Annotated in this window: 9 protein-coding genes; 5 read left to right on the plus strand and 4 right to left on the minus strand. The window is 48.9% G+C overall.

Features of this window, described 5'->3' with window-relative positions; genetic code table 11:
* The first annotated feature begins 57 nt into the window (after positions 1-57).
* Positions 58-1,866: an OmpA family protein gene (locus BUB59_RS00105; protein ID WP_159433296.1), complete on the plus strand. Its 1,809-nt coding sequence runs from the start codon at positions 58-60 to the stop codon at positions 1,864-1,866.
* Between the two features lie 75 nt (positions 1,867-1,941).
* On the opposite strand, the gene BUB59_RS00110 is transcribed toward BUB59_RS00105, so the two are convergent.
* Positions 1,942-2,490 (minus strand): DUF1353 domain-containing protein, encoded by a 549-nt coding sequence (locus BUB59_RS00110; protein ID WP_073224453.1) that lies wholly within the window; start codon positions 2,488-2,490, stop codon positions 1,942-1,944.
* 107 nt (positions 2,491-2,597) lie between these two features.
* Here BUB59_RS00110 and BUB59_RS00115 point away from each other — a divergent pair, with 107 nt between their 5' ends.
* On the plus strand, positions 2,598-4,745 hold the full coding sequence (locus BUB59_RS00115; RefSeq protein ID WP_073224455.1) for a polysaccharide biosynthesis tyrosine autokinase: 2,148 nt from the start codon (positions 2,598-2,600) through the stop codon (positions 4,743-4,745).
* A gap of 93 nt (positions 4,746-4,838) precedes the next feature.
* Here the strand turns inward: BUB59_RS00115 and BUB59_RS00120 are convergent, their stop codons facing one another.
* Both BUB59_RS00120 and sufB read right to left on the minus strand, forming a co-directional pair.
* Positions 4,839-5,396: a DJ-1 family glyoxalase III gene (locus tag BUB59_RS00120; RefSeq protein ID WP_073224457.1), complete on the minus strand. Its 558-nt coding sequence runs from the start codon at positions 5,394-5,396 to the stop codon at positions 4,839-4,841.
* Between the two features lie 114 nt (positions 5,397-5,510).
* Positions 5,511-6,926 carry a Fe-S cluster assembly protein SufB gene (gene sufB, locus BUB59_RS00125; RefSeq protein WP_073224459.1) on the minus strand — a complete coding sequence of 472 codons (1,416 nt, stop codon included), beginning with the start codon at positions 6,924-6,926 and terminating at the stop codon, positions 5,511-5,513.
* A 179-nt stretch (positions 6,927-7,105) separates the two neighbouring features.
* On the opposite strand from sufB, the gene BUB59_RS00130 reads away from it, so the two are divergent.
* The gene (locus tag BUB59_RS00130; RefSeq protein WP_073224461.1) at positions 7,106-8,515 is read left to right on the plus strand and encodes a sodium-dependent transporter; all 1,410 of its coding nucleotides are present in this window, start codon (positions 7,106-7,108) and stop codon (positions 8,513-8,515) included.
* 147 nt (positions 8,516-8,662) lie between these two features.
* Positions 8,663-8,833, plus strand: a complete 171-nt coding sequence (locus tag BUB59_RS15275; protein WP_159433297.1) for a hypothetical protein — start codon at positions 8,663-8,665, stop codon at positions 8,831-8,833.
* A gap of 6 nt (positions 8,834-8,839) precedes the next feature.
* Here BUB59_RS15275 and BUB59_RS00135 read toward each other — a convergent pair whose 3' ends face one another.
* Positions 8,840-12,001, minus strand: coding sequence for a type IA DNA topoisomerase (locus BUB59_RS00135; RefSeq protein WP_073224464.1), 3,162 nt, complete (start codon positions 11,999-12,001; stop codon positions 8,840-8,842).
* On the opposite strand from BUB59_RS00135, the gene BUB59_RS00140 reads away from it, so the two are divergent.
* Positions 12,000-13,685: an FISUMP domain-containing protein gene (locus BUB59_RS00140; RefSeq protein WP_083540085.1), complete on the plus strand. Its 1,686-nt coding sequence runs from the start codon at positions 12,000-12,002 to the stop codon at positions 13,683-13,685. The genes BUB59_RS00135 and BUB59_RS00140 overlap by 2 nt on opposite strands.
* The last annotated feature ends 6 nt before the right edge of the window (positions 13,686-13,691 follow it).

A 13,691-nucleotide genomic window follows, 5' to 3' on the forward strand; every position in this document is an offset into this window, starting at 1 on the left:
CCAACGGTTTATATCTTTGTTATGGGGGTGTTCACATTTTTACAAGAAGGAAAAATCGTGAAACACAAAAATTTGGCTGTTTTGGTCCTGCTTTTGGCGGGAATATCTTTCGCACAGACTGGCCTGATGGGCGGTTCTGACGGTATCCACCAACAAAATACGAAGACCTTGGGCCAGTGGCACTTTACTGCTGGTACGGGTGGCAATGTGGCTTTGGACCCTTGGGCCCAGACCCGCGGTGGCGTTTTCTATGAAAATGGGGAAAGAATCAAGATGCAGGATGTGAAATTGTCTGCTACAGGCAATTTCTTTGCTTCCCTGGGATTTTCTGACCGTGTGGATATGGGTGTCGCTGCAGAGATTAACTATGACCGCACGGATGCTCAAGATATTGATGAAGCTGCCGGTAGTATCCGTCCTGGCGACATCGATTTATGGCTAAAGGTTCGGGCCCCCTTCGTAAACGAGGAAAGCGTGTTCAGCCTGGCAGGACAGATGGATGTCTATATGCCCACGGGTGAAACGGAAACTGGAACTCGCCCCCGTCACGCTTGGTTCATCAAGGGACGTCATGAGACGCAACCCTTTACTTCCGACGAGGTGGTTATCGGGGCAACCGCTATTACCACGGTAGACCTGGAAAAGATCGACATTCCCCTTCGTTTTAACGCTGCAATTGGCTTCATGTATGCAAGTCAGGGCGCTAATACCTTGGTATACAACACTGGTATTAACTGGGATATGTCTTACTGGATTACAGCCTTTGTGGAATACTCCGGTGAATTCCGTGTAGAAAATAACGGCATGCCCATTGATTTCTTTGAAGATCCCATGCATGTTACTCCTGGACTTCGCCTCCACTTGCCGCAGAACTTGGAATTGGTTGCGGGCATTGACTTGTCTACCCGTATGATGCGTGTGGGCTACAACCGTGAGGACGAACTTAAGGATGTTGAAAAATACACCATTGGCTACACGGATGAAAACGGTAACGTAAAACGTTATGGCTACACTCCCGGCGTGACCTATGCTCTTACTGGCCTTATTAGCTGGACGTTTGGTGGAGAACCTAGAAACTATAAGTCCGCTGGAGGTGATAAACCAGTGATTGATACGGTTCAGCTGTCAAGAACCGATACCGTTTACTGGGTGGATACCATTGTGAAGGCTTACACTGTGGTAAAAAATGATACCATCGTGAAATATGAGTCTTATACCGTGCTTGATTCTATGCCTGATGCTGATAATGACGGCGTATCCGACGATCTGGACTTGTGCCCCAATTCTCCTCCGGGAATCGTGGTGAACCGTAAGGGCTGTCCTCGTGACTTTGATGGCGACGGCATTCCTGATTATCTGGACCAGTGCCCCAATACAAATCCGGGAACCAGTGTAGACTCTACAGGTTGTGCAGTCACATTCAATCTGGAAGGTCTTGAAAAGGGAATTACCTTCAAGAGTAAGTCTACGGCTTTGGCAAAGACTAGCCAGAAGTCTCTAGATGAATTGGCAAACCTGATGATTGCACGTATAACCATGGGCGTGGAAATACAGTGCTATATGGATAACTTTGGTAAGGACGGAAAGGCTCAGAGTATCGCTCAAAGCCGTGCCCAGTCCGTTGTTGATTATCTTGTTCGTAAGGGCGTTGAGGCGAACCGTTTGCGTGTCGCAGGCCATGTGGTAGATGCTCCTGCAAAAGATCCCAAATCCAAGAAAAAGGCTGAACCCAATTGCACTGTCAAACTTGTTACGTTTACGGTAAGTGACGAGAACGATGGTTCCAAAACTGCTGTGAACGAAAAATCTGCCGCAGCTCCTGAAAAGGCTGTGGAACCCGCTAAGAAGGCGGAGTCCGCTAAGTAATACGGCCCAAGTATTTTTGAAAACGTAAAAGGTCAGGCAATCGCCTGACCTTTATCTATCTCAAACACTCGAAAATTACTGATACTTGAACTTTGCCTTGAACAGGTGCTTGCAATCCAGGGCGTCGTCACCCCAGTGCTTGCTGGATCCGGCGACAAGGTGGATGCCAACATCTGCAATGCCTGCAATCACTCGGCTCATATTGGCGCAGCGCCAGATTCCACGGAGAATGTCATCGCACTCTTCGCGGGTAAGGTTGGCTCCATCGATTTCTCCACGGAGAATGTACAGACCGTCGTGGATGAAGGGGGCTGCATTGTAGGTGTCGTTGCCTTCCTTGATATGAGGTACTACGCAGCCGAAAATATCAGGTGCGGAAGCTCCATCCGTCATGAATCCTTTCTTGAAGGTGCAGGTCATGAGGAACTTGCGAGTTGTCTTGTCGGACTTGGTATAGCGGGATCCCTTGACGTAGACAATGCAGTCCTTGGTGAACCAGTAGGTCTTATTACCATCAAATTCTAGGGGGTAATCCTGACTTACTGAATCCACGGTGATGGAATTCTTGTCCGCTTTTTTTGATTTTCCGCCAAAAAGGCTGGAAAAAAAGCTTGAAATTCCCATGTATGATTCTCCTTTTTTGTGATTATCTAAAAAATTTATATATTACGTTGTTGAAAGTATCATTGTAAAAAATTATTACGGTTTCGGAATAAATTTGTCAGGTATAAATGAAAGACTCGATTACTGCTCCCGTAACTCCCACGACGATTAATCTGACGGGAATTCAAAATATTAAGCCCAAGGGCAATTTTTCCTTGGTGAAGGCTGTTGACGTCCTTTGGAAACAGCGCTGGCTCTTATTGACTTTTGTCCTTGTAGGTGCTGCTGTAGGCGTTTTTGTGGGGAACTGGATTCGTCCCCAGTATAGCAGCGATGCCTTGCTGAAACTAGAAGTAAAGAGCTCTAAGAGCAATAAGTCCTCGGATGTGTTGGACATGCTTTTTGCCCAGGGCAGTCCCGCAGATGCTGAAATTGAGATGATCAAGAGCCGTAGGGTTCTTAGCTACGTGGTTGATGCTGAAGGGTTGTGCTACAAAGCTAATCCCATTGGTCTTGTAGACCGTCTTCGCCATCACGAAGGCCGTATGGATGTTCAAAGCCTAGTCCTGCCGACCCACATCCGCGATGGCTGGACCGCCAAGATTGTGAATGATCGTTCCTATGTGGTTTACAGCCCGGATGGTCGCTCTGTAATGAAGGGCGTCGTTGGGAAGGAATCTTCTGCTACTTATAAGGGTGAGTCCGTTAGCATCCTGGTGTCCAAGATCAGTGGTGTGCCGGGTCAGCGATTCGATCTCGAAATCACAAGCTCTTTAAAGGCTGCCCGTAGTCTTGCGAACAAGCTGATTATTGAAGAACGTGGTAAGCAGACCGGCATTATCGGTATTACCTACGCACATCGCTATCCGGACAGGGCTGTGTCTATTCTGAATTCTCTTGCAGATGTGTATCTGAACCAGAATATCGAAATGCGTAGCGCTGAAGCCGCTAAGACTTTGCAGTTCCTGGAAGAACAGCTGCCTGGCGTAAAGGCTCGCTTGGACTCTGCTGAAAAGAAACTGGCTGACTACCGCCAGAGTGTTGGTGCTGTAGACCTTTCTGTTGAATCCCAGTCCCTTCTTAAGAAGGAACAGGACCTGACTCGCCAGATCTCCGCCCTGGAACAGAAACGTCAGGAAACCACGCGTCTATTCAAGGCTGAACATCCTTCTGTACAGGCTATTACCCGTCAGTTGAGCAAGGCTCGCAGTGAATTGAATAAGTTGAAGAATGATGCTGGCAAGATGCCTGCAACTCAACAGGAAATGTTGGCATTGCAGGAACAGGTCGCTACTAACAACGCTCAGTATACTTCCATGCTGAATAATATCCAGCAGCTGCGCACGGTTCGTGCTGGTGAAGTGGGTACCGTGACTGTCGTTGACTACGCTGTTGAAGACAATGAACAGATCAAGCCTCGCAAGGCTCGTATCTTCTTCTGGAGTGTGGGTATTTTCCTGTTTGCTGGTGTCATGCTGGTGTTGCTGATGCGCCTGTTCCGTAACGGTGTTCGCAATGCTCTTGAAATTGAACGTAAGACCGGCGTCAGCGTTTACGCCAAGGTGCCGGAATCCAGCAACCGCGACCTGAAGAAGAAGAGTCGCAAGGGTACTCTCCCTCTGGTTTGCTGCTGCCCCGAAGATCCTGCCAGCGAAGCCCTGCGCAGTGTATTTACCTCTGTGGAATTCTCCGCTGCTGCTGAACGTCCTGTGATTATGGTTGCAGGTCTTGTTGCTGGTGTGGGTAAGTCCTTTGTCTCTCGTAACCTTGCTGCTCTGTACGCAAACTTTGGAAAGAAGGTCTTGCTTGTGGATGTGGACATGCGTCGCGGTGTTGTGTACAGCAAGCACTCTCAGGGCTTGGCGGATATTCTTTCCGGTAAGATGTCCTTTGACGAATGCTTGTCTAAAACAGACGTGGACAATATGTGGGTGATTGGTGCTGGTAAGCCCGAACAGGCTCCTACAGACTTGCTCCATGGCGAAACCTTTGCAGACATGCTGAGATATGCTAAGCAGAACTTCGACGTAATCGTGCTGGATACTCCGCCTATCAATCTGGTGGCCGATACAGAACTTGTCCTGCCGTTGGTTGACTTCTCCCTGTTTGTGCTGCACTATGGCCGCCACACTATGGACGAAATCGACGAAGCCGTTACTAAGGTTAACCGCTTGAGCGAATCTCCCAAGGCATTCGTGATGAACCATTGCGATAGATTCATGAGCTCTCATTACTACTACAATGGTTATAGCAGCTACGGCTTCAAGAAAAAGTAAACCTTAGATAGATTATGAGAAAAATCCCGACGTGATGTGCGTCGGGATTTTTTTTTGCTACGGTAGAACGAGTGCCGTAGTTTTTATTTGTAATTAACGAGCGACAACCTGGTTGCGAATCTTTTCGGATGTTTCGCGATTGGTAGCCTGGGCCAGACATTCAAATGCGAATTCTTCGGCGGTGCCTGCGCCACGGCTGGTGATGACGTTGCCGTCAACGACCACACGATCGGTCAGGAACTGCTTGCAGTCCAGCTCCACTTCGCAGCCGGGGAAGCAAGTGCACTTGCGATTCTTGAGAAGGCCTGCCTGGGACAATACCAGCGGTGCAGCGCAGATGGCGAAAATCCACTTGCCAGCTGCGTCAAATGTCTTGAGCACTTCTGCGACTTCTGCGGATGCTTTCAGGTTCTTGACGCCGGGACCGCCACCGGGGAGGCACACTGCGTCAAACTGGTTCAAGGATCCTTCGGCAATAAGGTCGCTTAACAGAACGTTCGTTTTAATTGCAAGACCATGAGCCCCGACGACTTCTTCAGATTCGCCGATAGATGCAAGGGCTACGTTTAAACCGCCGCGCTGCCAGTAGTCAAAGGGAGTAACGAATTCGGTTTCTTCGAAACCATTTGCCATCAGGAAAAGAACGTTCATGTTTTACCTCAAGAGACTTGTTTTAAAACAAGATAATAAAAGCTTGGATCCTTCGTCGCTACGCTCCTCAGGATGACAGCGGGGGGAGAACCCTTCAGGATGTCTCTATGAATTTTAGCCTACGGAGTGTTCCAGTTTCAATGTGAGGAGCTGACGGGCTTCGGTGGCGAATTCGCCGGGCAGTTCCTTGAATACGTCCTTACAGAAACCGCCTACCATTGCCTGGATGGCGTCTTCGCGCTTGATGCCGCGGCTCTCGAAATAGAACAGCTGGTCTTCGCTGATGCGGCTGGTGGTGGCTTCGTGTTCGGTCTGTGCGGTACCGTTAGCTACAGTGATGTAGGGGAAGGTGTGTGCAGCGGACTTGTCGCCTACCAGCATACTGTCGCACTGGGTGTAGTTGCGGGCGCCTGCGGCACTCTTGCGGATAGAAACTTCACCGCGGTAAGCGTTGCTGGAATTGTCGGCGCTGATACCCTTGGAGATGATGGTACTCTTGGTATTCTTGCCGATGTGAATCATCTTGGTGCCGGTGTCTGCCTGCATGTGGCCGTTGGTCAATGCCACGCTGTAGAATTCACCTACGGAATTGTCGCCCACCAGAACGCAGCTGGGGTACTTCCAGGTGATGGCGGAACCGGTTTCTACCTGGGTCCAGCTGATGCGGCTGTTCTTGCCGGCGCACTTGCCGCGCTTGGTCACAAAGTTGTAGACGCCACCTGCACCAGTTTCGCGGTCGCCAGCGTACCAGTTCTGCACGGTGCTGTACTTGATCTTAGCGTTTTCGTTAGCCACCAGTTCCACGATGGCGGAGTGCAGCTGCTTGCTGGAAAATTCCGGAGCGGTGCAACCTTCCAGGTAGCTTACTTCGGCGCCGTCGTCTGCGATAATCAGGGTGCGTTCGAACTGGCCTGCTTCCTTGTTGTTGATGCGGAAGTAGGTGGACAAATCCATGGGGCACTTGACGCCTGCGGGAATGTAGACGAAGCTACCGTCGCCAAAGACGGCGCTGTTCAAGGCGGCAAAGTAATTGTCGCCAGCAGGAACCACGCTGCCCAGGTACTGTTCAATCAGTTCCGGGTATTCCTTGATGGCGTCGGAAATGCTGCAGAAGATAATGCCCATTTCCATGAGCTTCTTCTTGTGGCTTGTATAAATACTGACGGAATCGAAGACTGCGTCCACGGCCACATTGGCCAGACGCTTCTGTTCGTCCAGGGGAATGCCCAACTTTTCAAAAGTGGCCAGCAATTCCGGATCCACGTCTTCGATCTTTTCGTGCTTAGTCTTGGTCTTGGGGGCGGAGTAGTAGACGATGTCCTGCAGGTCCACAGGCTCAAAGCTCAGTTCGCCCCACTTGGGCTGTTCCATAGACTGAAGTTTTTCATAGGCCTTCAGGCGGAAGTCCAGCATGAACTGGGGTTCACCGCGGAGCGCACTGGCACGGCGGATAATATCTTCGTTAAGGCCCTTTTCGAAGGCCTCGTTTTCGATATCCGTTACAAACCCGTACTTGTAGTTTTCGCTCATGGTATTTCCCAGATTTTATTCAGCTGAATGTTTCCGCTGGTATTTATAAAATAGCGGGACAAATATATAAAAATTGTAGGGATTGTATTGCCTTGATCCTATCGCTGCGCTCCAGGATGACTCGCTGATTGGGAACTTTATTATCTTTTTGTGACAATTTTTTCACATAGGGTAGGACAATGAAGGAAAGAGAAAACTTCGCATCCCGTTTAGGTTTTATTTTGATCGCTGCCGGCTGCGCTATCGGTATTGGTAACGTATGGCGATTCCCTTTTATTACAGGACAGTACGGCGGTGCTGCATTCATTCTCATCTACTTGTTCTTCCTGGTGATTCTGGGCCTGCCTGCTTTGATTGCTGAATTCGCCGTAGGTCGTGGCAGTAAGCGTGGTATCGGTCGTTCCTTTGAAGAATTGGAACCTGCTGGATCCAAGTGGCACATTGCCAAGTATCCCATGATTGTGGGCGACTACTTGCTCATGATGTTCTATACTACGGTCAGCGGCTGGATGATGTACTACTTCTATCATATGGCTGTAGAAGGGGATATTTACGGTTTGACTCCTGCCCAGGTGGGTGAAAAGTTTGGTACCATGCTGGGTAACCCCAGCGTTCAGGTGGGCTGGATGGTCATCGCCACCGTTCTTGGATTGGGTATTGTTTCTCTGGGCTTGCAGAAGGGCGTGGAACGCGTGACCAAGAGTATGATGTCCATGCTGTTTGTCATCATGATTATTCTTGCTATTCGTGCTGTAACCTTGCCGGGTGCGGATGAAGGCCTGAAGTTCTACCTGTTGCCGGACTTTGCCCGCCTGAAACAGCAGGGTGTTACCGAAGTGATTTTTGCGGCTATGGGACAGGCTTTCTTTACCTTGAGTATCGGTATCGGCTCCATGTCCATTTTCGGTAGCTACATCGGCAAGAAACATTCCCTGGCTAAGGAAGCTGTGAACATCTGCGCCTTGGATACCGTAGTTGCCTTGCTTGCTGGTCTTATCATTATTCCTAGCTGTTTTGCTTTCAATGTGGAACCGGGTGCAGGTCCGGGCCTTGTATTCGTCACCTTGCCCAACATCTTTAGCCAGATGCCTGCAGGCCGCTGGTGCGGTGTTGCCTTCTTCCTGTTCATGAGCTTTGCTGCCCTTTCCACTCTGGTGGCCGTGTTCGAAAACATTGTGGCCTTCTGGATGGACCTGAAGGGATTTGACCGCAAGAAGGTGGTGACCTGGAATATTGTTGCCATTATCCTCCTGTCCTTGCCTTGTGCATTGGGCTTTAACGTCCTTTCCGGATTCCAGCCTTTTGGTGCCGGTAGCGGTGTCCTTGACTTGGAAGATTTCATTGTCTCCAACACTTTACTGCCTCTGGGTGCCCTGTTCTTCGTGGTTTTCTGTAATTTCCGCTATGGCTGGGGCCAGGAAAAGTTCTACAACGAAGTCAATGCGGGCAAGGGCATGAAACTACCGGGAAATGTGCTCGTCCGTTTCTACATCAAGTGGATCCTGCCGTTGATCGTTCTGGTAGTATTCCTGATGGGTTATGTTCAGAAGTTTGCTCCGGATTTCTACAACCAGATTCTGGGCAAGTAACACCCGTCAAGATTGATCATCTAGCAATGAAAAGCCTGCATTATGCAGGCTTTTTTGCGTTTTGGAATAAAAATAATTTGTGTCAAAAATTGACGTAAGTTGATTCTATATTTAGTGATGTAAAAGAAATAAAGAAAGGAATACATCATGCACAATATCTTGAATCTTGCTTCTAACAACACTCTCTTCGTCACCCTCCTGGCTCTCACTCCGGCTGTTTTTGCAGGTATGTTTGTTGGTTCCGATAGCATTGCCGCCGCTGCGGCCGTCGCTGTAGCCTACGCCAGTGTGATTGTGGGCGAAAAGGTGGGGGACTGATTTTCCCTACTTCTTGCTGATTACTTCGACGGTCAATTTGTTGAAGCCTAGCTTGCCACCTTCTCCGATCTCCAGAGCGGCACGGAAGGTGGTTTCGTTTTTCTTGAAGGGCTCAAGAACGGGGGAATACTTGTTCTTGAGTAGGGCTTCCATTTCGTCGTCGGTAAATTCCCTCTGGTAGAATACCTGGGGGATGCCGTAATTGCAGTGGGGATTCTGGCAGACATAGGCGGATAGGTTTCGGCCTTGTTCATCGCTTCCCTTGCGGAAACGTAGCTGGTCACCGCAGGCGGGGCAGGGGAAATCCCGGCGGAGGAACTCAAATTCAACGCGGCCCATGGGACTCATTTTCAGGAAAGCGTCAAAGGTGTCGCCCTTCTTGCTTTTGAATCCGGATATGAGTTCGGTTTTTTCGCTGGTGAGCAGCGCCTTGATGTCGGCTGCACGAAGTTTCTTACCGGCTACGGTCTTGAATAGGGTGAACTTACAATCGCAGGGGTTGCCTTGTTCATCTCGACTGGTGCCTTTACCTGTACAGAAAATGGCGTTCTTGTTTTCTTCAAGAGAGTGCTTACAGAGGGGGCACTTGTATTTCGTTTCTGTCCCGTGGAAATGTCCATCGTTCTCGAAAGCGAAGGTTGCCTTATGGTCGTTATCCCAAACCACCTTGGCGCTGAAGGATTGACCTTTCTTGGTGATGAAATCCGTAATGACGTCTGTGGTTCCGTTATTGAACAGCTCCGCGATTTCCTCATCGGACATGATGTGTCCGGCAATGGTCTTATAGAAGGTAAAATCGCAGGTGGGAGTGGCGTCGGCTGCTACGGCGGCGCCTTCGCACATCAGGCGGTTTCCTGAATCTAGAAGTTGTTTGCCACACTTAGGGCACTTGTAATCCGTAGGCGTTGAGGCGCGAGGCTCATCGCTAAACTCAAACCCGATATTTCCATCTTCGGCCATGACCAACGTGGCGCTGAAGGTGGTTCCCTTCTTGCTTTTGAAGCCGCTTAACAGATCCGACTTGCCGGTGGCGAGAAGCTTGCCCATCTCGGCGTGGCTGAGGGTGCGACCCGCAATGGTGTGGCCTGCCTTGAAACCGCATTCGGCATTCTTGCAGACATATCCCCAGGGGGCGATTTCCATGGGGGTGCTGCACTTGGGGCAGGGAAGCGCGTCGGTAACGGTTTCTCTCTCGAACTGGCTACCGTATTTTTCATGCAGGTGGACGAAAAGTTCCCGCACATAGTCCATAATGCCGTCGCGGAATTCGACGGGCGTCAAGTTGCCTTTTTCCACCTGGGAGAGCTTGTATTCCCATTCTCCTGTCATTTCCGGAGACTTGACTTTTTCGTCCATCAATTCGATGACGTCGCGGCCTCGGGCGGTACTGACCAGATAATTCTTCTGGGCTTCAATGAACCCGCGCTTTTTGAGAGTCTCAATAATACCTGCTTGGGTTGCCGGAGTACCCAGACCACGGTCCTTCATGGCTTCCGCAAGTTCTTCGTTTTCGATTTGCTTACCTGCGGTTTTCATGGCGGCAAGGAGGGTTGCCTCGGTGTAATACTTGGGCTTGCTCTTCTTTTTCTTTTGCAGTTCCAGGGCGTCGAAAGGCGCCTTGTCTCCGGTTTTCCAATCAGGGAAGGCGTCTACGATATTGGTGATATCGTCGTTATTGCCGGCATCATCAGCCTTGGCATCGGCACTATCTGCTGCATCGCCTTTCTTCTTTGCCTTGGCCTTCTTTTCTTCCTTTACAAGAGCACGGAAACCCAGATCCTCGTTCTGCTTGAGTTTTAGACGGAAAACTTCTAGATCCTTCGACTGCGAACCTGACGGTTCTCCGCTCAGGATGACATTGCCTGCTGGCGCAGTCAATGTCACTTCCATTTCATTCCAGATATAGGGCTTCAGCCATGCCTGGATGAAACGTTCCTTGGCCAGGTTGTAGATGTTTTCTTCCATCTCGGGAAGACCATTGGGCTGTTCGCCTGTAGGGATAATGGCGAAATGGTCCGTCACCTTGCTGCTGTTAATGAAAACGAAGTTTTCACTTTCAGGACGCATCAGTCCCTGCTGGGCCGGGGTAGCCAAGCGTGTCGCCAGCTGGTATGCTTCCTGCTTCATGGTGTCCGGCAGGTAAGCGGAGTCCGTACGGGGGTAGGTGAGGAGCTTCTTTTCGTAAAGGTTTTGGGCGCAGTCCAGCACTTGCTGGGCGCTGTATTTGAAACGCTTGTTACCTTCTTTCTGCAGTTCCGTCAAGTCGAAGGGCTTCTGGGGGAACTGCTTTTTCTGCTGGACGTCAATGGCGGTAATGACCGCATCTTCCGGCGGGGAACATTTGTCGATGACAGCTTGGGCTGGTTCTTCTTTTTCAAAGATCGCAACTTTTAGGGCTGGGCCCTTCGACTCAGCGCTTTGCGCTTCGCTCAGGGTGACATGAGGAGCGTCGCGATCCGGGCGCAGCAACTGTGCCTGATACCCTTTCCATGTTCCTACCACGCTGTAGTAGAACAGTTCTTTAAACTGCTCCACGATGGTATCCCGTTCCACAATGAGGTTCAAGGTGGGAGTCTGCACACGACCTACGGAAATCATCTTGCCGCGACCGGCGGTTAGTGTGTAGGCGCGGGTGGCGTTGAGGCCTACCATCCAGTCCGCACGTTGGCGAAGTCTTGCCGCAAAACTCAGGTTTAGACGCTCGGTGGCATCTTCCAGGTTTTTCCAGGCCTTGTCCAAATCCTTTGCCACATAGCTATTCACCCACAGACGCTTAATCTGCTTCTGCCTAAAGGCGGGTGTGTAATCCAGTACCAAATCAAAAATCAGGTTACCTTCACGGCCGGCGTCCGCGCCATTCACGAGGACGTCTGCCTTGGACATCATGTCTCGCACCACGGACAACTGCTTTTTGGTGCTTTCGATTTCCATCAGGCGGAATTTTTCCGGCAGGAGGGGCAGATTGCTTAACTTCCAGCCCCCTTCATAGCCAGGATAGGCATCCAGAGGGGCTAAAGTAATCAAATGACCGACGCACCAGGTGATGCAGTGGTTCTGCCCAATAAGGCATCCGTCTCCCTGGGTGAACTTTTCGCCTTCTAATCGTTCCAGCATGGGTCTATAATGCTGGTTTGCTACGGAAGGTTTTTCGGCCACGAGTAAAATCATGTTTGCAAAGATAATAAATGGTGCGAAAAAATCTAAATTTGGACCTGTGAAAAACTTTTTATTCTTGATCCTTGCTTTTGCTGTTGCCGTGATGATTATCGCCTGTGGTGAGGATTCTGCCACATCCGATACAGGCTCAAAAGCGTCTGACAAAGATGAAGCTCCTGCTGAAACGATAGTGGTTGATCGTTATCATGACATTATTGAATACGATACGATTTTTTCCGATCAAAAATGCTATGCTGATGAATTTGATGGAATTGTGACTGTTACTTGCGGTGAGAATAATCTTCTTGTGTACAAGGGCTCCTGCGATTCTATTGCCTTTGATCCTAAAAAGAAGTTTTGTTACGAAGGACGTACCTTAGATTTCTGTGAAGGATTTGCTTATAATCCCAATAGATTCTTCTGTTACGAAGATTCTCTCTATACATTGTGCGGTGACTCCTCCTATAATCCTTCAGAAAAATTCTGTCACAAAGAAAAGATTTTCCTTAAGAAAGATGGCAAGGAATACAACGCAGATAGCGTGTTCTGCTATAACGATTCTCTCTATACTTTGTGCGACGATTCCATCTATGATCCTTCTGAAGAATTCTGCCGCAAAGATAAAATCTATGAATTGTGTGATGGCAAGGAATACAATGTAGATAGCGTGTTCAACTATAAGGATTCTCTTTATGTTTTGTGCGGCGACTCTATCTATGATCCTCCTGAAGAATTCTGCTATAAAGGAATTGTTTATCCGAAGAAAGATGGAAAGGTATACGATGTAGATAGTTTACTCAATTACCAAGACTCTGTTAGTGGTCTATGCAGGGGTGTGCGCTATGATGCAACCACTCAGTTTTGTTCCGATGGCAGAGTCCTTCCGTTGTGCGATGAGCTTGTGGAATCGAAAGGTCTTTTTTGCTACGAGAATAGCTATTACTCGTTGTGTGACGGTAAACCCTATGATGTAGATAAATATTTTTGCAATGGAAAAACTCCCGTCCAAAAGTGCGAAGGGAAGAGATTTAATACGGATAAAAATTTCTGTGATGATGACAAACTTTATGACTTGTGCAATGGAAAATCTTTTGATCCTTCAGTAGAAACTTGCTTTAACAATACTATTCGTGGGATTTTTAAGGATGAACGTGATGATCAAGAGTATCGTTATATCAGAATGCATAGAAAGGACTGGATGGCTGATAACTTGAATTATGACGTAGAAGGAAGTTTTTGCGGTGGCGCAGCCTCTCTGACTAAAGAAGGGGACGCTTGTGAAGTGTATGGGCGCTTGTATCCTTGGAATACAGCTATTGATGCTGATGGTCGTGATATCTGTCCTAATGGATGGCGTTTGCCTGCCAAAGAGGATTTTGAAAAAATGATTGAAGATGTGACGATTAGATTCCCTGATCCGGGTGCGGTTTTAAAATCGAGATCGTCCTTATGGAATGCATCCACAAAGGCTAGTGCAGGTAAGGATTCATACGCTTTCTCCGCGCTTCCTGCTGGGTATGTAGATAGTGATCGAATCCATTCTGTAGGGGATGCGGCTTATTTCTGGTCTAGTACAGAAGATGGCGATGCGAATAGTTGGTATCTTGAATTTACGTTTGATTCAGATACTGTGGAAGTTCCTTCCATATCCAAGCTAAATGCCCTTTCTATCCGTTGTGTAAGAATTGAAGAGTAAGGTAGA

Source organism: Fibrobacter sp. UWEL (assembly GCF_900142535.1).
GTDB lineage: Bacteria > Fibrobacterota > Fibrobacteria > Fibrobacterales > Fibrobacteraceae > Fibrobacter.

Coding starts and splice junctions, on each gene's coding strand:
- BUB59_RS00110 (WP_073224453.1), bottom strand. CDS start 2,490: ATGGGAATTTCAAGCTTTTTTTCCAGCCTTTTTGGCGGAAAATCAAAA.
- BUB59_RS00115 (WP_073224455.1), top strand. CDS start 2,598: ATGAAAGACTCGATTACTGCTCCCGTAACTCCCACGACGATTAATCTG.
- BUB59_RS00120 (WP_073224457.1), bottom strand. CDS start 5,396: ATGAACGTTCTTTTCCTGATGGCAAATGGTTTCGAAGAAACCGAATTC.
- sufB (WP_073224459.1), bottom strand. CDS start 6,926: ATGAGCGAAAACTACAAGTACGGGTTTGTAACGGATATCGAAAACGAG.
- BUB59_RS00130 (WP_073224461.1), top strand. CDS start 7,106: ATGAAGGAAAGAGAAAACTTCGCATCCCGTTTAGGTTTTATTTTGATC.
- BUB59_RS15275 (WP_159433297.1), top strand. CDS start 8,663: ATGCACAATATCTTGAATCTTGCTTCTAACAACACTCTCTTCGTCACC.
- BUB59_RS00140 (WP_083540085.1), top strand. CDS start 12,000: ATGTTTGCAAAGATAATAAATGGTGCGAAAAAATCTAAATTTGGACCT.
- BUB59_RS00135 (WP_073224464.1), bottom strand. CDS start 12,001: ATGATTTTACTCGTGGCCGAAAAACCTTCCGTAGCAAACCAGCATTAT.